Below are 24726 nucleotides of genomic sequence, written 5' to 3' on the forward strand. Positions count from 1 at the left end.
GCGGTAGGTACGCTGCATCGCATGCGTGCACTTCTCGTGGTCAATCCGGCAGCAACCACCACCAGCGCACGCATGCGTGACGTTCTGATCCACGCCCTGGCGAGCGAGATGAAACTCGAGGCGGTCACCACCGAGTACCGCGGGCACGCCAGGGACCTCGGCCGGCAGGCCGCGGAGAGCAAGGACATAGAACTGGTCGTGGCCCTCGGCGGCGACGGCACGGTCAACGAGGTCGTGAACGGTCTGCTGCACGGCGGTCCCGACCCCGACCGGCTGCCGGGGTTCGCCGTCGTCCCCGGCGGTTCCACCAATGTCTTCGCCCGCGCCCTCGGCCTGCCCAACGACGCCGTCGAGGCGACGGGCGCCCTGCTGGACGCCCTGCGCGAGGGCCGGGAGCGCACGGTGGGCCTGGGTCTCGCCGCGGGCACCCCGGGCAGCGAGGACGAGGCCGTCCCCGCCCGCTGGTTCACCTTCAACGCGGGCCTCGGCTTCGACGCCGGTGTGGTCGGCCGGGTCGAACAGCACCGCGAACGCGGCAAGCGCTCCACGCACTCGCTGTACCTGCGCCAGGCGATGCGGCAGTTCTTCGGGGAGACCCACCGGCGCCGCGGCACCATCACCCTGGAACGGGCGGGCGCCGAGCCGGTGGACGATCTGGTGCTCTCGATAGTCTGCAACACCTCCCCCTGGACTTATCTGGGCAATCGCCCGGTGTACGCGTCACCTAAGGCCTCGTTCGATACCGGCCTCGACGTACTCGGCCTCAGCCGCATGTCGACGGGCGCGGTTGCCCGGTATGGCACCCAGTTGCTCACTTCGTCCCCCGACCGCGGACCCCATGGCAAGCACGCGGTGTCCCTGCACGACCTGACCGACTTCACCTTGCATTCGAAGGTCCCGCTGCCCCTGCAGATGGACGGCGACCACCTCGGACTGCGTACGAGCGTCGCGTTCACAGGCGTTCGCCGTGCACTGCGTGTGATTGTGTGAGCGGAACGGGCTAAAGTCCTTCCACTCGAACGTTTAGGCCAGGATCCACCCCATGGAAGTACGGCTGTGACCTAGTCGACACCGAGGAATCAAAAAAAACTTTCCGGTAGGGGTTGTATCCGCCGCTGAGGTTTGCGAGTCTCTACGTGGCGCTCGGGACGGGCCGCAACATCGCCCCCACAGAGCGCCGGAACCCCTCCTCACTCAAAGGACCACACCAGTCCGTCTGGTAGTCGGCCCTTCACTTGTTGAGGGATTCGTGAAAGCGTTCACATTCACAAGCAACCTGCTTGTAATACCAAGGAGAGGTAGCAGCCATGGACTGGCGTCACAACGCCGTTTGCCGCGAGGAAGACCCCGAGCTCTTCTTCCCCATCGGCAACACCGGTCCTGCGCTGCTGCAGATCGAGGAAGCCAAGGCCGTCTGCCGTCGCTGCCCCGTCATGGAGCAGTGTCTGCAGTGGGCGCTCGAGTCCGGCCAGGACTCCGGCGTCTGGGGTGGCCTCAGCGAGGACGAGCGCCGTGCGATGAAGCGCCGCGCCGCTCGCAACAGGGCCCGTCAGGCATCCGCCTGACAACCCGCCCCACAACAGCCTGAGCCCGGCGGCGCGTACAGCGAGTACGCATCTCCCGCCCCCGAGCCGCAGCGCGCAGTACCCCCGATGCGCAGAACCGAATGACACTCTGAGCCCCGGACCACCCAGTGGTCCGGGGCTCATTGCTGTTTGCGATCGCGTGCTCACCCACCGCCACGCGCCTTTTCCACCGCCGACTTCCCGGGTGAAGATTACGCAGCGTGTTCGTGGAGTAATGGTGCGGAAGGGACGTGGGGGGCGGGTGGGACGGATGGGGTCGCGGGCCGCCTGGATTACCTAGGCGGCCTGTACGGCGTGGATGAGGTGCGTCACCCGAACGGGCTACTTGGGAGTGCGCACCGGAATGTCCAGCACGACCTGGGTGCCGCGCTCCGGGCCCGGGAGCATGTCGAAGGTGCCGCCCAGCTCGCCCTCCACGAGGGTCCGGACGATCTGCAGGCCGAGGTTGCCCGAGCGGTGCGGGTCGAAGCCCTCGGGCAGGCCCGCCCCGTCGTCCTGGACCGTGACCAGGAGGCGGTTCTCCTTCGACGTGCCGCCGCGGACCGCGGAGACCTCCACCGTGCCCCGCTCGCCCTCGCGGAAGCCGTGCTCCAGCGCGTTCTGCAGGATCTCGGTGAGGACCATGGAGAGCGGGGTCGCGACCTCGGCGTCGAGTATGCCGAAGCGGCCCGTGCGCCGGCCGGCGACCTTGCCCGGCGAGATCTCGGCGACCATGGTCAGCACCCGGTCGGCGATCTCGTCGAACTCCACGCGCTCGTCGAGGTTCTGCGAGAGCGTCTCGTGCACGATGGCGATCGAGCCGACCCGGCGCACGGCCTCCTCGAGGGCTTCGCGGCCCCGGTCGGACTCGATACGGCGGGCCTGCAGGCGCAGCAGGGCCGCGACCGTCTGGAGGTTGTTCTTCACCCGGTGGTGGATCTCCCGGATGGTCGCGTCCTTGGTGATCAACTCGCGCTCACGGCGGCGTAGTTCGGTCACGTCGCGCAGGAGGACCAGGGAACCGACGCGCGTGCCCTTGGGCTTGAGGGGGATCGCGCGCAGCTGGATCACGCCGTCGTTGCTCTCGATCTCGAACTCACGGGGCGCCCAGCCGCTGGCGACCTTGGCCAGCGCCTCGTCCACCGGGCCCCGGGAGGGGGCGAGTTCGGCGGTGGTCTGTCCGAGGTGGTGCCCGACCAGGTCGGCGGCCAGGCCCAGCCGGTGGTACGCCGACAGCGCGTTCGGGGACGCGTACTGGACGACGCCGTCCGCGTCCACCCTGATCAGCCCGTCGCCCACGCGCGGCGAGGCGTCCATGTCGACCTGCTGGCCGTGGAACGGGAAGGAGCCGGCCGCGATCATCTGGGCCAGGTCGGACGCGCTCTGCAGGTAGGTGAGTTCGAGCCGCGAGGGCGTGCGCACCGTGAGCAGGTTGGTGTTGCGGGCGATGACGCCGAGGACGCGGCCCTCCCTGCGCACGGGGATGGACTCCACCCGTACGGGGACCTCCTCGCGCCATTCCGGGTCGCCCTCGCGCACGATCCGGCCCTCGTCCAGGGCGGCGTCCAGCATGGGGCGGCGGCCGCGCGGGACGAGGTGGCCGACCATGTCGTCCTGGTACGAGGTGGGGCCGGTGTTGGGCCTCATCTGGGCGACCGAGACGTAGCGGGTGCCGTCGCGGGTGGGGACCCACAGGACGAGGTCGGCGAAGGAGAGGTCGGAGAGCAGCTGCCACTCCGAGACCAGCAGATGCAGCCACTCGAGGTCGGAGTCACCGAGCGCGGTGTGCTGGCGTACGAGGTCGTTCATGGAGGGCACGTGTGCGAGCGTACCCGCCGTGTGCGACAAGGCATGGAACCGGCCGCTCGCGAGGGGTTCGGGACACCCGCGGGCCGCGGCGCCTGGGAGGGACCCTCAGCCCTCCCGGCACCGCAGCCCGGAGCAACATCGGCCACGGGGTGTGCGGTCCCGGTCGGCCGAAGGATGAGGATCCGGTGCAGTCAGGGCAGAGAGCACCGGGTCCTCGATCCGCCCTCCTGTGCGGGGAGGACGGAGGTTCGGTCACACAGATGGCTCGGTCGTACGGTCACTTGATCATTCAGTTGCATGGTCAAGCTTTGCTGACGATTCTGGACTAGACCACTCCGCCTGTCCATGCGTCGCCGGATGTTTGTTGCCGTCTCTCCGCCCGGCAACCCACGCCCTACATCCACCACGCAGCCTAACCCCGGGCGGTTCACCGGCGGGGCCGGATGCGCGGGGTGAGTTCCGCCGACGGGGGAGGCGCGTTCTGCTAGATTGGTCTATACCACACGTGTAGGTGAGTTCCCCTTCAGAACGGCAGGCCCAGCGTGGAAGTTGTCATCGTTTCGGACGCCAAGGCGGGTGGCGAGCTCATTGCCGGAGCCATGGCGGAGCTGCTCCGGCACAAGCCCGACGCCCTGCTCGGCGTCGCCACCGGTTCGACCCCCCTGCCCATCTACGAGGCGCTGGCGGCGCGGGTGGCGTCGGGAGCCGTGGACGCCTCACGGGCGCGGGTCGCCCAGCTCGACGAGTACGTGGGGCTGCCGGCCGAGCATCCCGAGTCGTACCGGTCCGTGCTGCGGCGTGAGGTGCTGGAGCCGCTGGGGCTGGACCCGGCCGCGTTCATGGGGCCGGACGGGACCGCCGAGGACGTCCGGGCGGCGTGCGAGGCGTACGACAGGGCGCTCGCCGAGGCGGGCGGGGTCGATCTGCAACTGCTCGGCATCGGGACCGACGGGCACATCGGGTTCAACGAGCCGTGCTCCTCGCTGGCCTCCCGCACACGGATCAAGACGCTGACCGAGCAGACGCGGATCGACAACGCGCGGTTCTTCGAGGGCGACATCGAGCAGGTGCCGCACCACGTGATCACCCAGGGGATCGGGACGATCCTGGAGGCCCGGCACCTGGTGCTGCTCGCCACCGGCGAGGGCAAGGCGGACGCCGTGGCGGCGACCGTCGAGGGACCGGTCGCCGCGGTGTGCCCGGCCTCCGCGCTGCAGCTGCATCCGCATGCCACGGTCGTGGTGGACGAGGCGGCCGCCTCCGAGCTGAAGCTGGCGGACTACTTCCGGCACACCTATGCCGACAAGCCGGCCTGGCAGGGGATCTAGCATCCAGCGGTTCCGGACGGTACGCGGAAGGCGCCGGGCTCCCCCCGTGGGAGTCCGGCGCCTTGCGTCCGGCGCTGCTGCCGCCTGTGCGATGGCCGGGTGCGGGCCCGGTGGGGGCTGGTCGCGCAGTTCCCCGCGCCCCTGAAAGCACCGGTTGCCGCGGCCCTGGAACCCCGTTCCCGCGCCCCTGAAAGCGCCCGTTCCCCGCTCCCGCGAAGCCGGTGTCCCGTGACCGCGGCAGGTCACGGAGCGGTGATGGCCTCCGCCGCCGCCAGGCCGCACACCCGTGCCGCTCCGTGCGTGGCGATGTGGAGCGCGCCCCGGGGCGGCGCCTGGGGCACCCCCATCTCGACCACGACCGTGTCCGGCCGGGCGGTGACCAGCGCGTGGAGGGCCTCGGCCATCCACGCGTGCCGGTGGACGTCGCGCACGACGGCGACCACCCGGCGCGATCCGGCGGCCGCGAGCACCTCGGCCCCGGCCCCCTCCCCCGAGAAGCTCCCGGTCTCCGTGCCGGGCAGCCTGCGGCGCAGCTCGGCGCCGACGCCCCAGGGGGTCTCGTCACCGACGGCGATGTTGGCGACGGGGGTGAGGGCCGCGACGTACGGCGCCTCGGTGACCGGCGTGTGGAGCGGGCCGCGGGTCACGGTCAGCGCACGCCGGGCCGCCACCAGGCCGATCTCGGGGCCGTCGGGGGCGGACGCCGGTGCCGGGGACCCGGCCGGTGCCGCGGCGCCGGCCGAGGCGGTCCAGGACGCCAGGGCCCGGACCCGGGCCGCCGCGTCCGCCAGCCGCTCCTCGGGGAGTTCGCCCGAGCGGACCGCCGTGACCAGCGCGTCCCGCAGTCGCAGGACCGTCGACTCGTCGGCCAGCCCGCCGCCCACGCAGATCGCGTCGGCGCCGGCGGCGATCGCGAGGACGCTGCCGCGTTCGATGCCGTAGGTGGCGGAGATGGCCTGCATCTCCATGCCGTCGGTGACGATCAGCCCGTCGAAGCCGAGTTCCTCGCGCAGCAGCCCGGTGAGGACGCGGCGGGAGAGGGTCGCGGGACGGTCCGGGTCGAGGGCCGGCACCAGGATGTGCGCGCTCATCACGGCCCGGGTGCCGGCCGCGATCGCCGCGCGGAAGGGGGCCAGCTCGCGGGAGTCCAGGACCGGCAGATCGGCGTCGATGCGCGGCAGCGCGTGGTGGGAGTCGACCGCCGTGTCGCCGTGGCCCGGGAAGTGCTTGGTGCAGGCGGCGACCCCGGCGGCCTGGAGCCCGCGGACGTACGCGGCGGTGTGCCGGGCGACCAGGTCGGTGTCGGCGCCGAAGGACCGTACGCCGATGACGGGGTTGGAGGGGTTGGAGTTGATGTCGGCGGACGGCGCCCAGTTGAGGTTCACGCCGCAGGCGGCGAGCCGGCGGCCCAGTTCGTGGGCGACGGCCTCGGTGAGCGCCACGTCGTCGACCGCGCCGAGCGCGTGGTTGCCGGGGAACGAGGATCCCGTACGCACCTCGAGGCGGGTGACGTCACCGCCTTCCTCGTCGATGGCGACCAGGACGTCGTCGCGTTCCGCGCGCAGCTGGGCGGTGAGGGCGGCGAGCTGGTCGGCCGAGGCGATGTTGCGGCCGAAGAGGCCGACGGAGGTGAGGCCCTCACCGAGCCGCCGCAGCAGCCAGGAGGGGGCGGCGGTCCCGGTGAAACCGGGCTGCAGGACGGCGAGGGCGTCACGCGTCAGCGTGTCCGTGCCGGAGGCGATGGTGGTCATCGGGTGGCGTTATCCCTTCACGGCGCCGGCGGTCAGTCCACTGACGGCCTTGCGCTGGAGGAAGACGAAGAGGACCAGGATCGGGATGGCGAAGAGCGAGGCGGCGGCCATGGTGGCCCCCCAGTCGTCGCCGAACGTCGATTCGAAGCTGGAGAGCCACAGCGGCAGCGTCTGCTTCTCGGCGTCCTTGTTGAGGATCAGGACCAGCGGGAACTCGTTCCACGCCGTGATGAAGCCGAAGAGCGAGGTCGCCATGAGGCCCGGGGCGAGCAGCGGGAAGATGACCTTCACGAAGGCCTGCCCGCGGGTGCAGCCGTCCACCATGGCCGACTCCTCCAGCTCCTTCGGCACGGCGGCGACGTATCCGCGCAGCGTCAGGATCGTGAAGGGCAGCACCATGACCATGTAGAAGACGGTGAGCGGGACGAGGCTGTTGAGGAGGTCGGCGTCGCGCACGATGATGTAGATCGCGATGACCATGACCTCCCAGGGGGCCATCTGCGCGATCATGAAGGTCAGCAGGAAGCCGCGGCGGCCCTTGAACCGCATGCGGGCCAGTGCGAAGGACGCGAGCAGCGCGATGACGAGGGAGAAGACCACCGCGAGGACGGTCACCGTCAGCGAGTTGCCGACCAGGGTCCAGAAGTTGTCGGCGTCGAGCGCCTTGCCGAAGTGGTCGAAGGTGATGTCGGTCGGGACGAAGACCGGGTCGTCCGCGATGATGTCGCCGGTGGGCTTCAGCGAGGTCGCGAACATCCAGTAGACGGGGAACGCGAAGACGACGAAGAGGACGAGGGCCGTCGCGTTGGGCCACAGCCGGGCCATCGGGGAGCGCTTCACAGCTCGTCCTCCTCTTGCTTGAGAACGGTACGCAGGTAGTAGGCGGTCAGGGCGAGCAGGATGAGGATCGTCAGGAACGAGATCGCCGCGCCCATGCCGTAGTGCTGGTTGCCGGGGCCCTCGACGAACGCGTAGATCGGCAGGGTCTCGGTGAGCCGGTCGGGCCCGCCCTTGTTCATGGCGAAGATCTGCGGGAACGCCTTGAAGACCCAGATGACCTCGAGGAAGGTCGTCGCCCACAGGAACGGCCGCAGGAACGGGAAGGTCACGTGCGTGAAGCCCTTCCACACCCCGGCGCCGTCGATGGAGGCGGCCTCGTACAGCTCCTTGGGGATGGTGGTCGTGGCGGCGTACAGGTTGATCGCCACGAACGGGATCGACTGCCAGACGATCAGCAGCGTGATCACCGAGAAGGTGGAGAGCTGGGTGCCGAACCAGTTGTAGTCGGCCATCGACGTCCAGCCGGCCTTGGCGAGCAGCCAGTTGACGACGCCGAAGCGCTGGGCGAACAGCCACTGGTAGACCGTGGTCGCGGCGATCACCGGCATGGCCCAGGCCAGCACCAGACCGAGCAGCAGCACCAGCCGCATGCGCTTGCCGAGCCGGGCGAGGAGCAGGCCGACGAGGGTGCCGAGCACCATGATCAGGACGACGTTCACCGCGGTGAACAGGACCGTGCGCTGGACGACCTTCCAGAAGTCCGCGCTGTTCAGGACGTCCGTGTAGTTGTCGATCCCCCGCCACTCGGTGAGGTGGAGGATCAGCTGGCGCGGGTTGAGGTTCTGGAACGACAGCATGCCGTTCTTGATGAGCGGCCAGCCGAGCAGGATCACCGTGGCGAGCAGGGCGGGCATCAGGAGCAGATACGGGGCGTACGCGCCGCTGCCTCTCCTGGCCGGGCCCGTGCCTGTGTCGTCGGCGGGCGGGGGTACGTCGGTCTTACGGACACCGGGCGCCGCGGCCGTGCCTGTGCCTGTGTCCGTGCGTTCGGTCTGCACTGACATGCTCGCCATCTCTTCCAGCGTCGAAAGTCGCAGTCGGATGCACCGGCGTGCCGGGGACGGACGGGCCCGTCCCCGGCACGGCGGGGATCAGCTGCTCTGCGCGAGCCGCTTGTTGATCTCCGCCTCGACCTGCTTGGCGGCGGCGGCGGGCGACTTCCCCTTCAGGACCGCGGTCATGTACGACTTGATCGGGTTGGGGTCGTTCTCCACGGCCGCCCACTCGGGGATCAGCGGGGTGGTGCCACCGCCGGACGCGGCCGGGGCGGCGGCCTCGGCGGCGCCGTTGCCCACGAGGTTGACCTGCAGCGCCTCCTTGTTGGGGATGACGCCGTTCTCCTTGGCGAGCGCGCCCTCGAACTTGTCGGAGAGGGCGATCTTCAGGAACTCCTTGGCCAGCTCCTGCTTCTTGCTGCCCGCGGCGACCGCGAAGTTGGAGCCGCCGAGGAAGACGCCCTCGGGCTCGGACGCCGTCTCACCGGGGATGGTGAAGTAGCCGATGTCCTTCTCGATCTTCTTGTTGGCGGCGATGGCCGTGCCGGCCTCCCAGCCCATGCCGATGAAGGCGCCGACGTCGCCCTTGGCGAAGACCTCGGCCTGCTGCGGGGTCGCCTCGTCCTTGTCCTTGGGGGCCTTGGAGTAGGACTGGTACTGCTTGTAGAGCTCCATGGCCTTGCCGACCTTCGGGTCCGCGAGGTTGGAGACGTACTTGTCGCCTTCCTTCTTCACCAGGTCGGCGCTCTGGCCGATGGTCAGGCCGTCGAAGAAGTACCAGTTCTGGCCGGGCAGGTAGAGGGGCTCGGCGTCGGTCTTCTTGTCGATGGCCTTCAGGGCGTCGAAGAACTCGGCGCGCGTCTTCGGGGTGTCCGTGAGGCCGGCGTCGGCCCAGACCTTCTTGTTGTAGATGACGACGCGGTTGGCGAAGTACCAGGGGGCGGCGTACTGCTTGCCGTCGAAGACCGAGGACTCGTTGAGGGCCTTGGTCCAGTCGGCGCCGATCTCCTCCTTGAGATCGCCCAGGTCGGCGAGACCGCCGGTGGCCGCGTAGGCGGGGGTCTGGGTGTTGCCGACCTCGAGGACGTCCGGCGGGTTCTCCTCGGAGAGCGAGGTGGTGATCTTCTGCTGGATGCCGTTCCACTGCTGGGTCTCGAACTTCAGCTTGGCCTTCGTCTTCTTCTCGAAGGCGGCCGTGACATCCTTGGTCCAGCCGTCCGGCGTGGAGCCGTCCATGGCCCAGACGGTCAGGGTCTGGCCCTTGTAACCGTCGGCGCCCGCCTTGCCGCCGTCGTCACCGTCGTCGCCGCCACAGGCAGCGACCGACATCAACATGCCCGCGACACCGACGGCCGCGATGAGCTTGCGATTCACGTCATCCTCCTCAGGGATGCCAGCAACCCCCCTGCCCACCGCGTGACTTACGACGAGTACTGCTCCGTGGGGCTGGGACCTGGTCCTCAATGGTTTAGACCAGTACGGGGAGCTTGGACTAGACCTAGAGGGGTGTCAAGGGCGATGAGGCCGCTCCCGACCGTCCGTTACGTGACCTATATATGCAGGGACCTTTCACTACACGGGCGACAGAACGGGCGGGACCGTACGCGGATCGCGGGCGGGCCGTGAGGCCGCCGGGCGCCGCCCCCGCCGACGCTGTGGACTAGACCAAAAGGGACCCCGACGGTATATAGAGGAGATCACGCAGCGTACGGGAGGACACTCGTACGGTTGGGCGTGCCACGATGTGAGCCGTGGCCGGCGCGTACACCGGCCGCATCGGCACCCGGAGCCGGGAAGGCAGAACATGAGCACCGACGTCAGCAGTGCGGAGAACGAGGGTGGGGCCCCCATCCGTACCGCGCGCGTGCCCAAGTACTACCGCCTGAAGAAGCATCTGCTCGACATGACGGACACGCTGCCGCCGGGTACGCCGGTGCCGCCCGAGCGGACGCTCGCCGCCGAGTTCGACACCTCGCGCACGACCGTGCGCCAGGCGCTGCAGGAGCTGGTCGTCGAGGGGCGCCTGGAGCGGATCCAGGGCAAGGGCACGTTCGTCGCGAAGCCGAAGGTCTCGCAGGCGCTGCAACTGACCTCGTACACCGAGGACATGCGGGCGCAGGGGCTGGAGCCGACCTCGCAGTTGCTGGACATCGGGTACATCACGGCCGACGACACGCTCGCGGAGCTGCTCGACATCACCGCCGGGGGGCGGGTGCTGCGGATCGAGCGGTTGCGGCTGGCGAGCGGGGAGCCGATGGCGATCGAGACGACGCATCTGTCCGCGAAGCGGTTTCCCGCGCTGCGGCGGTCGCTGGTGAAGTACACGTCCCTGTACACGGCGTTGGCGGAGGTGTACGACGTGCGTCTCGCGGAGGCGGAGGAGACGATCGAGACGTCTCTGGCGACTCCCCGGGAGGCGGGGCTGCTCGGTACGGATGTGGGGCTGCCGATGCTGATGCTGTCGCGGCACTCGGTGGATCTGGACTCCCAGCCGGTGGAATGGGTGCGGTCCGTGTACCGGGGGGACCGGTACAAGTTCGTCGCGCGGCTGAAGAGGCCCACGGACTGAGGGTGGCCGGGGCGGGGTGGCCGGGATGGTGTGGCCGGGGTGCGTCGTCGGGTGCGGCGCCGTCGTGGCCGGTCGTGCAGTTCCCCTCACACCAAAAAAGCGGCACCCTCCCGCAACCTCCTTGTGTGACCGACCAGTTGAGGTTGCAGGTGGTGTAGCGCCGGGTGGGATCCTGGTCTACCGTCCTCCCGTCACCCATGGACGGGAGGACGACCTGTGCGCATCGACAGCCCCCGCAAGGCAAGTCCCCGCAGCATCGTCATCTGGACGCTCGTCGCACTGGTGGGCGCGGCCGGCTGGTCCGTGCTCGCGCTCTCGCGGGGCGAGGAGGTCTCGGCCGCCTGGATGGTGGCGGCCGCCCTCGGCTCGTACGCCATCGCCTACCGTTTCTACGCGAAGTTCATCGCCCACAAGGTCCTGAAGGTCGACGGCACCCGGGCCACCCCGGCCGAACGCCTCAACAACGGCATCGACTTCCACCCCACCGACCGGCGCGTGCTGCTCGGCCACCACTTCGCGGCGATCGCGGGCGCGGGGCCGCTGGTGGGGCCCGTACTGGCCGCGCAGATGGGATACCTGCCCGGCACCGTCTGGATCATCGTCGGCGTGATCTTCGCCGGCGCCGTCCAGGACATGGTCGTCCTGTTCTTCTCCACCCGCCGCGACGGCCGCTCGCTGGGGCAGATGGCGCGCGAGGAGATCGGCCCGTTCGGCGGCGCGGCCGCCCTGGTCGCCGCCTTCGCCATCATGATCATCCTGCTCGGGGTGCTCGCGCTGGTCGTCGTCAACGCGCTCGCCCAGTCGCCGTGGGGCACCTTCTCCATCGCGATGACGGTCCCGATCGCCCTGCTGATGGGCCTCTACCTGCGGGTCCTGCGGCCCGGCCGGGTCACCGAGGTCTCGCTGATCGGCGTGGCGCTGCTGCTGTTCGCGCTGGTGGCCGGCCGCTGGGTCGCCGAGTCGTCCTGGGCCGGCACGTTCACGCTGGCGCCCTCGACGCTGGTCGTCTGGCTGGTGGCGTACGGCTTCATCGCGTCGATCCTGCCGGTGTGGATGCTGCTGGCGCCGCGCGACTACCTCTCCACCTTCATGAAGATCGGCACGATCGGGCTGCTCGCGCTCGGGGTCGTCGTCTCGCTGCCGACCCTGCGGATGGACCCGGTGACCGACTTCGCCTCGCAGGGCGACGGACCGGTCTTCGCGGGCTCGCTCTTCCCGTTCGTCTTCATCACCATCGCCTGCGGGGCGCTCTCCGGCTTCCACTCCCTGATCGCCTCCGGCACGACGCCGAAGATGATCCAGAAGGAGACGCAGATCCGGCTGATCGGTTACGGCTCCATGCTCATGGAGTCGTCCGTGGCGATCATGGCTCTGGTCGCGGCGTCCGTCATCGACCCGGGCCTGTACTTCGCGATGAACGCGCCCGCCGGGGTCATCGGGGACACGGTCCAGAGCGCCTCCCAGGTGGTGGGCGGCTGGGGTTACCAGATCTCCCCCGAGGACCTGGCCGCCGCGGCGAAGAACGTCGAGGAGTCCTCCCTGCTGTCGCGGACCGGCGGTGCGCCCACGCTCGCGGTCGGCGTCTCGGAGATCTTCTCCGAGGTCACCGGGGGCGGCCTGCGCGCGTTCTGGTACCACTTCGCCATCATGTTCGAGGCGCTGTTCATCCTGACCGCGCTCGACGCGGGCACCCGGGTGGGCCGCTTCATGCTCCAGGACACCCTGGGCAACCTCTACAAACCCTTCAGGGACGTGAGCTGGAAGCCCGGCCTGGTCATCACGAGCGGCATCGTCTGCGGTCTGTGGGGCTACTTCCTGTGGGTCGGCGTCCATGAACCGCTCGGCGGGATCAACCAGCTGTTCCCGATCTTCGGCATCTCCAACCAGCTCCTCGCCGCGGTCGCCCTCGCCGTCTGCACGACCCTGCTGGTGAAGTCCGGCCGCCTCAAGTGGGCCTGGATCACCGGGATCCCGCTCGTCTGGGACGCCACGGTCACCCTGACCGCGAGCTGGCAGAAGGTGTTCTCCGGCGACCCGCGCGTCGGCTTCTTCGAGCAACGCTCGGTCTACCAGGACGGCATCGACCGGGGCGAACTCGTCGCACCCGCGAAGAGCATGGACGACATGCACACCATCGTCACGAACTCCACGGTCGACGGTGTCCTGACGGCGGTCCTCGCCCTGCTCGTCGTCGTCGTGATCGCGGACGCGGCGCGGGTGTGCGTCCGGCACGTACGCCGTCCCGCGCTCTCCTCGCTCAGCGAGGCACCGTACGTCGCGTCGCAGATCGTCGCCCCGGCCGGGCTGATCCCGACCGGGCGGGAGAAGGAGGAGGCACGCGATGCGGTCGGCGCTGAACCGCGCGGCTAGGGCGGCCAGGGGCCTGCGCTGGTATGTACGGGAACTCACCGACGAGTCCGGGTACGACCGTTACGTGGCGCATCTGCGGGCACACCGGCCCGGCGCGGACGTGCCCTCGCGGCGGGAGTTCGAGCGGATGCGCACGGACCGACAGGAGGCGGACCCCCGGCAGGGCTTCCGCTGCTGCTGACGCCGCCGGCGCCGTCGTTCCCCCGGGTGGCGCCGGCGCCACACGGCACGGCACATCCGTTATACGGACGGGGGTTCCATAAAGCGGAACCGTCCCTTAGATTTCCTGCGCGTTGCACAGGTGATCAGTGAGGGGACGGAGCCGCCGTATGTCGGAAACACCGGATGCGCCAGGAGCGCCTGAGGAGAAACCGCCGGTCGTAACGCCGGTCCGCGTGGTGATCGCGCTCTGCCTGATCGCCCCGTTCGTGGCGATGCTGTGGGTGGGGTCGTACGCGAAGGTCGACCCGACCTTCATCGGCATCCCCTTCTTCTACTGGTACCAGATGCTGTGGGTGCTCGTCTCGACCGCGCTCACGATGACCGCGTACACGCTGTGGAACCGTGACCAGCGCGCCCGCAGGTCCGCCCGCACGTCGCAGAACGGGGGCGCGTCCGCATGAAGGACGGCGTGAACGGCGTCGCACTCGCCGTCTTCATCTTCTTCTTCCTGGCCGTCACGGTCATGGGCTTCCTGGCCTCGCGCTGGCGCCGTTCCGACGGCGAGCAGACCCTCGACGAATGGGGCCTGGGCGGCCGGTCGTTCGGCACCTGGGTGACCTGGTTCCTGCTCGGCGGCGACCTCTACACGGCTTACACGTTCGTGGCGGTCCCGGCGGCGATCTACGCGGCGGGCGCGGCCGGCTTCTTCGCCGTCCCGTACACGATCCTGGTCTACCCGCTGATCTTCACCTTCCTGCCCCGGCTCTGGTCGGTGTCGCACAAGCACGGGTACGTGACGACGTCGGACTTCGTGCGCGGGCGCTTCGGCTCGAAGGGGCTCTCGCTGGCGGTCGCCGTCACCGGCATCCTCGCGACGATGCCGTACATCGCGCTGCAGCTGGTCGGCATCCAGGCCGTCCTCGACGTGATGGGCGTCGGCGGCGGTGAGGACACCAACTGGTTCGTCAAGGACCTGCCGCTGCTCATCGCCTTCGGCGTGCTGGCCGCGTACACGTACTCGTCCGGACTGCGCGCGCCCGCGCTGATCGCGTTCGTCAAGGACACGCTGATCTACATCGTCATCGCGGTCGCGATCATCTACATCCCGATCAAACTGGGCGGCTTCGACGAGATCTTCGCCAAGGCGGGCGAGGCCTACGGCCGGACCAACCCGGCGACCGGTGCGCCGCGCGGGGCCGTGGTACCCGGCGAGGCGGGCCAGTGGACGTACGCGACCCTCGCGCTCGGCTCCGCGCTGGCCCTGTTCATGTACCCGCACTCGATCACCGCGACGCTGTCCTCGCGCAGCCGCGAGGTGATCCGGCGCAACACCACGATCCTGCCGCTGTACTCGCTGATGCTGGGCCTGCTCGCGCTGCTCGGCTTCATGGCGATCGCGGCCGGCATCAAGGTCGACAACGGGCAGCTGGCCATCCCGCAGCTGTTCGAGACCATGTTCCCCGACTGGTTCGCGGGCGTGGCCTTCGCGGCGATCGGGATCGGCGCACTCGTACCGGCGGCCATCATGTCGATCGCGGCGGCGAACCTGTTCACCCGCAACATCTACAAGGACTTCATCAAGCCCGACGCGACGCCCGCCCAGGAGACCAAGGTCTCCAAGCTGGTCTCGCTCCTCGTGAAGGTGGGAGCGCTGGTCTTCGTCCTGACCATGGACAAGACGGTCGCCATCAACTTCCAGCTGCTCGGCGGGATCTGGATCCTGCAGACCTTCCCGGCGCTGGTCGGCGGCCTGTTCACCCGCTGGTTCCACCGGTGGGCGCTGCTCGCGGGCTGGGCGGTGGGGATGCTGTACGGCACGGTCGCCGCCTACGGGGTGGCCTCGCCGACCCAGAAGCACTTCGGCGGCTCCTCGAAGGAGATCCCCGGGATCGGGGAGATCGGGTACATCGGGCTGACGGCGATCGTGCTGAACGTGATCGTGACGGTGGTCATGACGTTCGTCCTGCGGGCGCTCAAGGCTCCCGAGGGTGTCGACGAGACCTCCGCCGAGGACTACACGGCGGACGCGGGCGACAAGGGTGTCCAGGTGGAGCTGCCCCCGGCGACCGCCGGTTCGAGCCACTAGCGTTCTCGCCCCCGCCGCCCCTTCCCGCCCCCGCCCCCGACCCCGGAGGCGGCGGGGGTGGCGGAGTGGCGGCGGGGCGGGGCGAAAATGATCCGCATGGACATCGTGATCAGACGGGCCCTCCCCGCCCAGTACACGGCCCTCGGCGAGCTCACCGCGCAGGCGTACCTCGGCGACGGCCTCCTCGACTTCGGCGAGGACGACGACTACCTCGGCGAGCTGCGCGACACGGCGAAGCGCGCCGCCTCGGCCGACGTCCTGGTCGCCGTCGAGGCGACCGGCGCCGGCGACGGCCGTCTCCTGGGCACCGTGACCTTCGTACCGGCCGGCGGCCCCATGGCCGACATCGCACGCGACGGCGAGGCCGAGATACGCATGCTGGCCGTCGCGAAGGAGGCCCGCGGCCACGGTGTGGGCACCTCGCTCGTCCGCTGCTGCGTCGACCGCGCCCGGGCCACGGCCGGCTGCACGGGCATCGCGCTGTCCACCCAGCGCACCATGCACAGCGCGCACCGCATCTACGAACGCCTCGGCTTCACCCGTACTCCGGCCCGCGACTGGAACCCCGTGCCGCACCTGGACGATCTCCTCCTCCTCACCTACGAGCTGACGCTCTGACATACTCCGGCGCCCGGCCGGGAGCCGACGCGACACAACATGTGGGGGGTGCTTCCGGCACACGGCACCAGATGTATGCTCATGCTCGCTGTCGTCGCAGGGGAATCCGGTGCGAATCCGGAACTGTCCCGCAACGGTGTACTTGTACGCGTATGCCCGCATACCGTCGTACAAAAGTCAGTCCGAGGACCTGCCGACAGCGCGCCCAGGCCGTCCGGCCCGGGCGCACGACGTCCGGGCCTCGCGGAGTGGGCCGGTGGACGCGGCGTACCGCTGCGCGAAGCGGGTACTCCCGTGTGCCCCCGACCCCTCTCCCCGCAGGCCCCCGTGCCGAGCGAGGGAGTGCCCCACGTGACCATCGCGCCAGCCGATCCGGTCTCCGCCACAGCGACGGCGACAGCCGCAGCGACCCGGGACCAGCAGGACAGGGCCGAGGCCGACGCGCCGGGAACCGCACTGCTGCGGCTCCTGACCGACTTCACCGCCGACCTCCCCGGTGCCGACCCCGGCCGGGTCGCCGCCGCCGCGCTGCGCGGCCGGTCCGCCGCCGCGGACGAGCCCGAACTGCGCGAGCTGGCCACGGAGGCGTCCGCGGGCCTCATCTCCGAGGACCCGGTCTACTCGAAGCTGGCCGCCCGCCTGCTGACCGTCACCATCGCCGCGGAGGCCGCCTCGCAGGGCGTGCGCTCCTTCTCGGAGTCGGTCGCCGTCGGTCACCGCGAGGGCCTGATCGCCGACCGCACGGCCGAGTTCGTACGCCGCCACGCGGTCCGGCTCGACGCGCTGACGGACACCTCTTCCGCCGAGGGCGCCGACGACCGCTTCGGCTACTTCGGCCTGCGTACCCTGCACAGCCGGTATCTGCTGCGGCACCCGATCACGCGGTCCGTCATCGAGACACCGCAGTACTTCATGCTGCGGGTGGCGAGCGGGCTCGCCGAGGACACCGCGCCCGATCCGGAAGCGGGCGACCGCTCGGTGGACGAAGTGGCTTCCCTGTACCGGCTGATGAGCCGCCTCGACTACCTCCCCTCCTCCCCCACCCTCTTCAACTCCGGTACGCGCCACCCCCAGATGTCGTCCTGCTACCTGCTCGACTCCCCGCTGGACGAGCTGGACTCCCTCTACGACCGCTACCACCAGGTGGCCCGCCTCTCCAAGCACGCGGGCGGCATCGGCCTGCCGTTCTCCCGGATCCGCTCCCGCGGTTCGCTGATCCGCGGCACCAACGGGCACTCGAACGGCATCGTCCCCTTCCTGAAGACCCTCGACGCCTCGGTCGCCGCGGTGAACCAGGGCGGCCGGCGCAAGGGCGCGGCCGCGGTCTACCTGGAGACCTGGCACTCCGACATCGAGGAGTTCCTGGAGCTGCGCGACAACACCGGTGAGGACGCCCGCCGTACGCACAACCTGAACCTCGCGCACTGGATCCCGGACGAGTTCATGCGCCGTGTGAACGAGGACCGCGACTGGTCGCTGTTCTCGCCCTCGGACGTGCCCGAGCTGGTCGACCTGTGGGGCGCGGAGTTCGACGCCGCGTACCGCGGGGCGGAGGAGCGGGGGCTAGCCAGGAGGACCATCCCGGCCCGTGAGCTGTACGGCCGCATGATGCGTACCCTCGCGCAGACCGGCAACGGCTGGATGACCTTCAAGGACGCCGCCAACCGCACGGCCAACCAGACGGCGCTGCCCGGCCACACGGTCCACTCCTCGAACCTGTGCACCGAGATCCTGGAGGTCACGGACGACGGGGAGACCGCGGTCTGCAACCTCGGATCGGTCAACCTGGGCGCCTTCGTCGACGCGGACGCGCGGGACATCGACTGGGAGCGGCTGGACGAGACCGTCCGGACCGCCGTCACCTTCCTCGACCGGGTCGTCGACATCAACTTCTACCCGACCGAGCAGGCCGGCCGCTCCAACTCCAGGTGGCGCCCGGTGGGCCTCGGCGCCATGGGCCTGCAGGACGTCTTCTTCAAGCTGCGGCTGCCCTTCGACTCCCCGCGGGCGCGCGCCCTCTCCACCCGGATCGCCGAGCGGATCATGCTCACCGCGTACGAGGCGTCCGCCGACCTCGCCGAGCGCAGCGGCCCGCTGCCGGCCTGGGAGAAGACCCGTACGGCCCAGGGTGTGCTGCACCCGGACCACTACGACGTCGAGCTGAACTGGCCGGAGCGCTGGGCGGCCCTGCGGAAGCGGATCGCCGACGTCGGCATGCGCAACTCGCTGCTGCTGGCCATCGCCCCGACCGCCACCATCGCGTCCATCGCCGGCGTGTACGAGTGCATCGAGCCGCAGGTCTCCAACCTGTTCAAGCGCGAGACGCTGTCCGGCGAGTTCCTCCAGGTCAACTCCTACCTGGTGGCCGAGCTGAAGGCACTCGGCGTGTGGGACGCGCAGACCCGGGAGGCGCTGCGCGAGGCCAACGGCTCGGTGCAGGGCTTCACCTGGGTCCCCGAGGACGTGCGCGAGCTGTACCGCACGGCGTGGGAGATCCCGCAGCGCGGCCTCATCGACATGGCCGCCGCCCGCACCCCGTTCCTGGACCAGGCCCAGTCGCTGAACCTGTTCCTGGAGACGCCGACCATCGGCAAGCTCTCCTCGATGTACGCGTACGCCTGGAAGTCGGGGCTGAAGACGACGTACTACCTGCGTTCGCGCCCGGCGACCCGCATCGCCCGCGCGGCCCAGGCCCAGCCGGCGGCCAAGACCGTCCCCGTCCAGCAGGCCGCCGACCCCGACGCGGTCGCCTGCTCCCTTGAGAACCCCGAGTCCTGCGAGGCCTGCCAGTAATGACCACCGCACCCGAGAAGGCCGAAGAGACCACGGGGAAGACCGAGAAGAACCTTCTCGACCCCGGCTTCGAGCTGACCCTGCGTCCCATGCGCTACCCGGACTTCTACGAGCGCTACCGGGACGCGATCAAGAACACCTGGACCGTCGAGGAGGTCGACCTCCACTCGGACGTCGCCGACCTGGCGAAGCTGTCACCGGGCGAGCAGCACATGATCGGCCGGCTGGTCGCGTTCTTCGCGACGGGCGACTCGATCGTGTCGAACAACCTGGTGCTGACGCTCTACAAGCACATCAACTCCCCGGAGGCGCGGCTCTACCTGAGCCGCCAGCTCTTCGAGGAGGCCGTGCACGTCCAGTTCTACCTGACGCTGCTCGACACCTATCTGCCCGATCCGGCGGACCGGGCGGCGGCCTTCGACGCCGTCGAGAGCATTCCGTCGATCCGCGAGAAGGCCGAGTTCTGCTTCCGGTGGATGGACTCGGTGGAGAAGCTGGACCGGCTGGAGACGAAGGCCGACCGCCGCCGCTTCCTGCTCAACCTCATCTGCTTCGCCGCGTGCATCGAGGGGCTGTTCTTCTACGGGGCCTTCGCGTACGTCTACTGGTTCCGCAGCCGGGGCCTGCTGCACGGCCTGGCGACGGGCACCAACTGGGTGTTCCGCGACGAGACGATGCACATGAGCTTCGCCTTCGAGGTGGTGGACACGGTCCGCAAGGAGGAGCCGGAGCTCTTCGACGACCGGCTGCGGGAGCAGGTCACCGACATGCTCCGGGAGGCCGTCGAGGCCGAGCTGCAGTTCGCGCGCGACCTGTGCGGTGACGGTCTCCCGGGCATGAACACCGACTCGATGAGGCAGTACCTGGAGTGCGTCGCCGACCAGCGCCTGCAGCGCCTCGGCTTCGCCCCGGTGTACGGCTCCGAGAATCCCTTCTCCTTCATGGAGCTGCAGGGGGTTCAGGAGCTGACCAACTTCTTCGAGCGCCGGCCCTCGGCGTACCAGGTGGCGGTGGAGGGGACGGTCGACCTCGACGAGGACTTCTGATCCCGGGGGATCCGTGAGGCCCGCGGGGTCTGCCGGGGGCCCTGTTCGGCCTCCCTGAGCTGACGGTCGACGCGCCGGTCGCGCACGATGCCGAAGGTGGCGGGGAGGACGAGCAGGACCAGGATTCCGAGGACGAAGAGCATTCCGATCAGGCCTTCCAGCTGTGTTGTGGTCATGGACACCACTGTCGCGCCTGATGCTCCTTACCGGGAGTGGCAGGACTGCCGCACACCCTCGATTTCCTGCCAGATCAGGTGCACACTGTCGGCATGCTGACCAACGTGGCCGCCGTCCTGCTCGACGGTGCGCATCCCTTCGAACTCGGCGTCGTCTGCGAGGTGTTCGGCCTCGACCGCAGTGACGACGGACTGCCGGTGTACGACTTCGCGGTCGCCTCGGCCGAGGGCCCGAACCTCAAGACGCACGTCCCGGGGCTCACGGTCTCCACCCCGTACGGTCTCGACCGGCTGGAGGAGGCCGACCTGATCGTCGTACCGGCCGGCAGTCACTACATGGGGCGCGCCTACCCGCCCGAACTGCTCGACGCCCTCCGCCGGGCCGCCGACCGCGGCACCAAGGTGCTCAGCGTCTGCTCCGGGGTCTTCGTGCTCGGCGCGGCCGGACTGCTCGACGGGCGGCGCTGCGCGGTCCACTGGCGGCACGCCGAGACGCTGGCCCTGCGCCATCCCCGCGCGAAGGTGGAACCGGACGTGCTGTACGTGGACGAGGACCCGGTGATCACCTCCGCGGGCACCGCCTCCGGCATCGACGCCTGCCTGCACATCGTCCGCAAGGAGCAGGGCCCGGAGGTCGCCAACAGCATCGCGCGCCGCATGATCGTGCCGCCGCACCGCGACGGCGGGCAGGCCCAGTACATCGAGCGGCCGCTGCCGCGCTCCCAGTGCGACACGGTCGGCGAGACGCTCGTCTGGATGGAGCGCCACCTCGACGAGGAGGTGACCGTCGAACAGCTAGCCGCCCGTGCGCACATGTCCCCGCGCACCTACGCCCGGCGCTTCCAGCAGGAGACGGGGACCACCCCGTACCGCTGGCTCCTGCGCCAGCGGGTGCTGCTGGCGCAGGAGCTGCTCGAGGGCACGGACGAGACGATGGACCTCATCGCGGACCGCACGGGGTTCGGGACCGCGGCTGCGCTGCGCCACCAGTTCGTCCGTGCGCTGGGGACGACTCCGCAGGCGTACCGGCGCACGTTCAGGGGCTCGCAGGCCGCCTGAACACGCGCCGTACGCTCACCGGGACACGGCCGCGCTCACCTCGGCACGGCCCTCAGCAGCAGCCGGTGCGGACGCAGCGTGATGCCCACCCGGGTCGCGTCGTTCGACTCCGGCACCTGCTCCAGGCGCCAGCGTGAGGCGACCGCGGCCGTGACGAGGCTGAGCTGGGCCATCGAGAAGTGGTCGCTGGGACACTTCCGGTTGCCCACGCTGAACGGACTCATCGCGTGCTTCGGCACGTCCCCGACCCGTTCCGGGAGCCAGCGGTCGGGGTCGAACTCCAGATGCCCGTCGTACGAGCGCGCGTCACGCTGGATCGCGTACGGGCTGTAGACGATGTCGGCCCCGGCCGGAATGCGATACCCGCCGAGTGCGGTTTCGGTCACGGCCCGGCGCGTCAATATCCATACGGCGGGACGCAGCCGCATGGCTTCGACGACGACATTGTTCGTGTGGGTCAGCTTCCGCACATCGCCGAATGCGACAGGACGGCCGTCCGTCACCGATTCGACCTCTTCGCGCACCCGGTCCGCGTGTTCCGGGTGTTCGGCGAGCACCTGCAGGAGCCACATGATCGTGGAGGCGACGGTTTCGCTTCCCGGGGTGAGTATCGCGACCACCTGGTCGTGGATCTCCTGTTCCCCGATGGGCGCGCCATTCTCGTCCTTCGCTTCCAGCAATGCCGTCAGCAAATCGTTCGGCTTTTGACCGGATGCGCGCCGTTCGGCCACGATCTCGTCGACCAGGAGGTGTAAATCGGCCAGCGCCCGGTCGAATTTGCGATGGGCCGGAAGCGGAAGCCGATAGAGCGGTCCCGCCGGGATCACCATACGGCGGTACATACCCCGGAAGACGGTGGCGAGCGCCGTACTCAGGCGCTCGGCCCGCTCGTCCATGAAGTCGCCGCGCAACAGGCAGCGGGCGGCGATGCGGACCGCGACCCGGAACGACTCGGCGGTGCAGTCGATCGTCGCGCCGGGCGTCCAGCGCTCCGCGAGGGCGTGCGCCTCCTCCTCCATGACCGGCCCGTAGCCGGGGATGGCGTCCAGCCGGAAGGCGGGCTGGATCGTCCGCCGCTGGCGCCGGTGGCGCGGTCCGTTGGCGGTCGCCACCCCCTCCTTGCCGAGCAGGCCTTCCAGGGACTCCCACAGCGGGCCGTCGATCTTGAAGTCGGGGCTCAGCGCCAGCTCGCCGGTGAGGGCCGGCGTGGTGACGGCGTACACCGTCTTGGGGCCCAGTTTCAGCCGGACGACGTCGCCCTCGTCGCGCAGCCGGGTCAGGAAGCCCAGCGGGTCGCGGACCAGTTTCAGGCCGTGCCCGAGGCCGGGGACGCCGCCCCCGGCGAGGGGCGGGTCGGACAGTTCTGCCGCTCGGTGTGCAGCGGACCCTACGGACTCGACGGTCATTTCTCACCTGCCGCTTCGTTGTTGACGTACGGGGGTGTGGAGCGGTCGTCCCAGCTGTCCACCATGTACCGCCCCGACTCGTGGTGGAACCAGTACACGGAGCTGAACCAGTTCCGCATGTTGGAGAGGCACGCCCGCACGGCGGCCGCCAGTGCGGCACCCCGCGCGGACCCGTCGTCGATTTTTTCCGCGAATTTCAGCACCTGCTTCTCGGCGCGCAAAAATCCGGTGATGCATTCCTCGACCCGACGCCTGACCTCCTTGACCGATTCCTCCAGCCGCATTCCCTCGTGGCGAATGAGACTGATGCCGAGATTATGGAGTTCACCGCCCGCCATTTCCTTGGGCAGCGAACACAGGTCGTTGTACCAGGCGGCGAAATCCTGGCACAGCAGACCGGCCCGCCGATATGCCGCGTTCTCCCGCACCACGGCGGGCAGTTCGTACTCCGCGCTCGGCTCGAGCAGGTCGAGCCATATCCAGTGCGCGAAGGTCAGCCGGCGCAGTTCGAGATATTCCTCGACGGTCGGCACGACGCCCGACGTACGATTGCGGAATTCCTGGTCGTACGCGTCTATGACCGCGTGCGAGTGCTCGGCGAACCGGGCGTTCCATCCTTCGCCCAGGAACGAGTACAGCCGCACCATGCTGTCCGCGAGCCCGGCCACCAGGGGGTCCTGGTGGTACAGGTGCTCCTTCGGGGAGTCCAGGGTCGCGTGCAGCTGGACCCTGAGCCGCCGCCAGGCCGCCGGCCGGCCGTGGACGACGTCGCGGTCGTGACGGTCGTCCCAGGCGAAGAACCACGCGCTGTAGTCCGCTATCGCCTGGAGGACCTCGTCGGGCGCGCCTATGTAGTAGCCCGCCATGAGGTCGGTGTAGCAAAGCCCGTCGGCATATGCCTCAATCGCGGACGCCGGCATGAGGCGCATTTCCAGGAGCCAGGCCCTGGTGTTCCCCTGGAGCTTCGGCCAATACGGATGGAGTTGACGGGGAAACCCGGCCTCGATCGCCGGCAGAGAGAGCGCCGGTGGAACGAGGGCCGAGGTGTACGTCGTTGTGGTGCGCTGTGCGAAAGCAGGCACGAACAAACCCCTCTCAGCCGCCTGTTGACGACACGCCCCTCCCGCTGTGCCGGGCGTGCGCCGTTGCGTATCCCCGCACTTCCCATTCAGCATCACAACTGACCGTTCTGGGAACGGATTTGCTTCTCTCACTACCCCACGGTGCCGAGAATCTCCCTATGTGTGACTGAATATGGATCACTGCAGACGCACAAAGGATCCAATGCAGGACGCGCAGACGAACGGCGCCCGGTCGGAGGGGGTTCCGACCAGGCGCCGTGGGAGCGGGACGCGATCGCCCCGTCTGTCGTTCTCCGTCCCGGCCGTTCCCAGCCGTTCAGGACGGTCCTCAGTCGTTCGCGACGACGGGGTACCGCGGTTCGTTCTCGGCCATCTGCCGCAGCGCGTCCTTGCGCTCGCGCTTGGAGAGCCGGTCGATGTAGAGGTACCCGTACAGGTGGTCCGTCTCGTGCTGGAGGCAGCGCGCGAAGTAGCCCGTGCCGCGCACCCTGACGGGGTTGCCCTTCACGTCCTGCCCGGTGACCTCGGCGTAGTCGGGGCGGGCCAGCGGCGCGTACGCGGTCGGCACCGAGAGGCAGCCCTCGTTGCTCTCGTCCAGCTGGCGCCGCTCGGCGGGCAGCTCCACGAGCACGGGGTTGCAGATGGCGCCCACGTGCCGCTTGCCGTCGTCGTCCGGGCAGTCGTAGACGAAGACCTTGAGGTCGACGCCGACCTGGTTGGCGGCCAGCCCCACGCCCTCGGCGGTGTGCTGGCTGGCGAACATGTCGTCGACCAGCCGGGCGAGGTCGTCACCGAACTCCGTGACGTCCCTGCACTCCTTGTGCAGCACCGGGTTCCCGACGACCGTGATGGGCCGGGAGGTCCCGCGCTCGCGGTGGGCCGCCTCGCGCTCCGCCGGGTCCTCGGTGTCGACGACGAAACCCTCGTCGTCCACGGGGAGCACGCCCACGTGCTGCTGATCGGTGTCCTGCTGCGCCATGACCGACGTATGCCTTCCTGGGGAACGGGGGTTGCACTGTGCCCGTACAGGGTACGGGGCGGGCGCCCCCCGGGGCGCGGGGAACTGCGCGA

Annotated in this window: 21 protein-coding genes and 1 riboswitch; of the genes, 12 read left to right on the plus strand and 9 right to left on the minus strand. The window is 69.6% G+C overall.

Features of this window, described 5'->3' with window-relative positions; translation table 11 throughout:
* The first annotated feature begins 21 nt into the window (after positions 1-21).
* The gene (locus tag QFZ75_RS13160; protein WP_307536697.1) at positions 22-990 is read left to right on the plus strand and encodes a diacylglycerol kinase family protein; all 969 of its coding nucleotides are present in this window, start codon (positions 22-24) and stop codon (positions 988-990) included.
* A gap of 317 nt (positions 991-1307) precedes the next feature.
* Positions 1308-1565, plus strand: coding sequence for a WhiB family transcriptional regulator (locus QFZ75_RS13165; RefSeq protein WP_016639615.1), 258 nt, complete (start codon positions 1308-1310; stop codon positions 1563-1565).
* A 342-nt stretch (positions 1566-1907) separates the two neighbouring features.
* On the opposite strand, the gene QFZ75_RS13170 is transcribed toward QFZ75_RS13165, so the two are convergent.
* Positions 1908-3383, minus strand: coding sequence for a sensor histidine kinase (locus tag QFZ75_RS13170; protein ID WP_307536699.1), 1476 nt, complete (start codon positions 3381-3383; stop codon positions 1908-1910).
* A 533-nt stretch (positions 3384-3916) separates the two neighbouring features.
* Between QFZ75_RS13170 and nagB the strand changes: the two genes are divergently transcribed.
* Entirely contained in the window at positions 3917-4702 is a 786-nt protein-coding gene (nagB, locus tag QFZ75_RS13175; RefSeq protein ID WP_307536701.1) for a glucosamine-6-phosphate deaminase, read from the plus strand.
* A 242-nt stretch (positions 4703-4944) separates the two neighbouring features.
* Here nagB and QFZ75_RS13180 read toward each other — a convergent pair whose 3' ends face one another.
* The 4 genes from QFZ75_RS13180 to QFZ75_RS13195 form a co-directional block, all read right to left on the minus strand.
* On the minus strand, positions 4945-6453 hold the full coding sequence (locus tag QFZ75_RS13180; RefSeq protein ID WP_307536703.1) for a glycoside hydrolase family 3 protein: 1509 nt from the start codon (positions 6451-6453) through the stop codon (positions 4945-4947).
* A 9-nt stretch (positions 6454-6462) separates the two neighbouring features.
* On the minus strand, positions 6463-7293 hold the full coding sequence (locus tag QFZ75_RS13185) for a carbohydrate ABC transporter permease (protein ID WP_307536704.1): 831 nt from the start codon (positions 7291-7293) through the stop codon (positions 6463-6465).
* Positions 7290-8297, minus strand: coding sequence for a carbohydrate ABC transporter permease (locus QFZ75_RS13190; protein WP_307544440.1), 1008 nt, complete (start codon positions 8295-8297; stop codon positions 7290-7292). Before QFZ75_RS13190 ends, QFZ75_RS13185 begins: the two co-directional genes overlap by 4 nt.
* Positions 8298-8384: 87 nt before the next feature.
* A complete protein-coding gene (locus QFZ75_RS13195; protein WP_307536706.1) occupies positions 8385-9662 on the minus strand; it encodes an extracellular solute-binding protein in 1278 nt (425 codons plus the stop codon).
* Positions 9663-10092: 430 nt separating this feature from the next.
* Between QFZ75_RS13195 and QFZ75_RS13200 the strand changes: the two genes are divergently transcribed.
* The 8 genes from QFZ75_RS13200 (at position 10093) to QFZ75_RS13235 (ending at position 19932) form a co-directional block, all read left to right on the plus strand.
* The gene (locus QFZ75_RS13200) at positions 10093-10857 is read left to right on the plus strand and encodes a GntR family transcriptional regulator (RefSeq protein WP_307536708.1); all 765 of its coding nucleotides are present in this window, start codon (positions 10093-10095) and stop codon (positions 10855-10857) included.
* Between the two features lie 216 nt (positions 10858-11073).
* The gene (locus QFZ75_RS13205; protein WP_307536710.1) at positions 11074-13227 is read left to right on the plus strand and encodes a carbon starvation CstA family protein; all 2154 of its coding nucleotides are present in this window, start codon (positions 11074-11076) and stop codon (positions 13225-13227) included.
* Complete coding sequence (locus tag QFZ75_RS13210) at positions 13199-13408, plus strand: YbdD/YjiX family protein (protein WP_307536712.1); 210 nt, start codon at positions 13199-13201, stop codon at positions 13406-13408. Before QFZ75_RS13205 ends, QFZ75_RS13210 begins: the two co-directional genes overlap by 29 nt.
* 148 nt (positions 13409-13556) lie before the next feature.
* Complete coding sequence (locus QFZ75_RS13215; RefSeq protein WP_307536715.1) at positions 13557-13850, plus strand: DUF3311 domain-containing protein; 294 nt, start codon at positions 13557-13559, stop codon at positions 13848-13850.
* Positions 13847-15475: a monocarboxylate uptake permease MctP gene (gene mctP, locus QFZ75_RS13220; protein WP_307536718.1), complete on the plus strand. Its 1629-nt coding sequence runs from the start codon at positions 13847-13849 to the stop codon at positions 15473-15475. The genes QFZ75_RS13215 and mctP overlap by 4 nt, the downstream gene beginning before the upstream one ends.
* A gap of 96 nt (positions 15476-15571) precedes the next feature.
* Positions 15572-16093 carry a GNAT family N-acetyltransferase gene (locus QFZ75_RS13225; RefSeq protein WP_307536721.1) on the plus strand — a complete coding sequence of 174 codons (522 nt, stop codon included), beginning with the start codon at positions 15572-15574 and terminating at the stop codon, positions 16091-16093.
* Between the two features lie 58 nt (positions 16094-16151).
* A riboswitch (cobalamin riboswitch) is annotated at positions 16152-16306 on the plus strand.
* 138 nt (positions 16307-16444) lie between these two features.
* Positions 16445-18886: a ribonucleoside-diphosphate reductase subunit alpha gene (locus QFZ75_RS13230; protein WP_307536722.1), complete on the plus strand. Its 2442-nt coding sequence runs from the start codon at positions 16445-16447 to the stop codon at positions 18884-18886.
* Complete coding sequence (locus QFZ75_RS13235; RefSeq protein ID WP_307536723.1) at positions 18886-19932, plus strand: ribonucleotide-diphosphate reductase subunit beta; 1047 nt, start codon at positions 18886-18888, stop codon at positions 19930-19932. Before QFZ75_RS13230 ends, QFZ75_RS13235 begins: the two co-directional genes overlap by 1 nt.
* Here the strand turns inward: QFZ75_RS13235 and QFZ75_RS13240 are convergent.
* Positions 19845-20108, minus strand: coding sequence for a hypothetical protein (locus tag QFZ75_RS13240; RefSeq protein WP_307536726.1), 264 nt, complete (start codon positions 20106-20108; stop codon positions 19845-19847). The genes QFZ75_RS13235 and QFZ75_RS13240 overlap by 88 nt on opposite strands.
* A gap of 93 nt (positions 20109-20201) precedes the next feature.
* On the opposite strand from QFZ75_RS13240, the gene QFZ75_RS13245 reads away from it, so the two are divergent.
* The gene (locus QFZ75_RS13245; protein WP_307536728.1) at positions 20202-21167 is read left to right on the plus strand and encodes a helix-turn-helix domain-containing protein; all 966 of its coding nucleotides are present in this window, start codon (positions 20202-20204) and stop codon (positions 21165-21167) included.
* 35 nt (positions 21168-21202) lie between these two features.
* Here QFZ75_RS13245 and QFZ75_RS13250 read toward each other — a convergent pair whose 3' ends face one another.
* The 3 genes from QFZ75_RS13250 to def form a co-directional block, all read right to left on the minus strand.
* The gene (locus QFZ75_RS13250) at positions 21203-22573 is read right to left on the minus strand and encodes a cytochrome P450 (protein ID WP_307536730.1); all 1371 of its coding nucleotides are present in this window, start codon (positions 22571-22573) and stop codon (positions 21203-21205) included.
* Positions 22570-23655 (minus strand): epi-isozizaene synthase, encoded by a 1086-nt coding sequence (gene cyc1, locus QFZ75_RS13255; protein ID WP_307536732.1) that lies wholly within the window; start codon positions 23653-23655, stop codon positions 22570-22572. Before cyc1 ends, QFZ75_RS13250 begins: the two co-directional genes overlap by 4 nt.
* A 328-nt stretch (positions 23656-23983) precedes the next feature.
* On the minus strand, positions 23984-24634 hold the full coding sequence (gene def / locus QFZ75_RS13260; RefSeq protein WP_307536736.1) for a peptide deformylase: 651 nt from the start codon (positions 24632-24634) through the stop codon (positions 23984-23986).
* Positions 24635-24726: the final 92 nt, after the last annotated feature.

Origin of the sequence: Streptomyces sp. V3I8, assembly GCF_030817535.1 — a bacterium.
GTDB lineage: Bacteria > Actinomycetota > Actinomycetes > Streptomycetales > Streptomycetaceae > Streptomyces.

Coding starts and splice junctions, on each gene's coding strand:
- def (WP_307536736.1), bottom strand. CDS start 24,634: ATGGCGCAGCAGGACACCGATCAGCAGCACGTGGGCGTGCTCCCCGTG.
- QFZ75_RS13160 (WP_307536697.1), top strand. CDS start 22: ATGCGTGCACTTCTCGTGGTCAATCCGGCAGCAACCACCACCAGCGCA.
- QFZ75_RS13250 (WP_307536730.1), bottom strand. CDS start 22,573: ATGACCGTCGAGTCCGTAGGGTCCGCTGCACACCGAGCGGCAGAACTG.
- QFZ75_RS13235 (WP_307536723.1), top strand. CDS start 18,886: ATGACCACCGCACCCGAGAAGGCCGAAGAGACCACGGGGAAGACCGAG.
- QFZ75_RS13200 (WP_307536708.1), top strand. CDS start 10,093: ATGAGCACCGACGTCAGCAGTGCGGAGAACGAGGGTGGGGCCCCCATC.
- QFZ75_RS13245 (WP_307536728.1), top strand. CDS start 20,202: ATGCTGACCAACGTGGCCGCCGTCCTGCTCGACGGTGCGCATCCCTTC.
- QFZ75_RS13180 (WP_307536703.1), bottom strand. CDS start 6,453: ATGACCACCATCGCCTCCGGCACGGACACGCTGACGCGTGACGCCCTC.
- QFZ75_RS13210 (WP_307536712.1), top strand. CDS start 13,199: ATGCGGTCGGCGCTGAACCGCGCGGCTAGGGCGGCCAGGGGCCTGCGC.
- QFZ75_RS13165 (WP_016639615.1), top strand. CDS start 1,308: ATGGACTGGCGTCACAACGCCGTTTGCCGCGAGGAAGACCCCGAGCTC.
- QFZ75_RS13190 (WP_307544440.1), bottom strand. CDS start 8,297: ATGTCAGTGCAGACCGAACGCACGGACACAGGCACAGGCACGGCCGCG.
- QFZ75_RS13240 (WP_307536726.1), bottom strand. CDS start 20,108: ATGACCACAACACAGCTGGAAGGCCTGATCGGAATGCTCTTCGTCCTC.
- QFZ75_RS13215 (WP_307536715.1), top strand. CDS start 13,557: ATGTCGGAAACACCGGATGCGCCAGGAGCGCCTGAGGAGAAACCGCCG.
- mctP (WP_307536718.1), top strand. CDS start 13,847: ATGAAGGACGGCGTGAACGGCGTCGCACTCGCCGTCTTCATCTTCTTC.
- QFZ75_RS13225 (WP_307536721.1), top strand. CDS start 15,572: ATGGACATCGTGATCAGACGGGCCCTCCCCGCCCAGTACACGGCCCTC.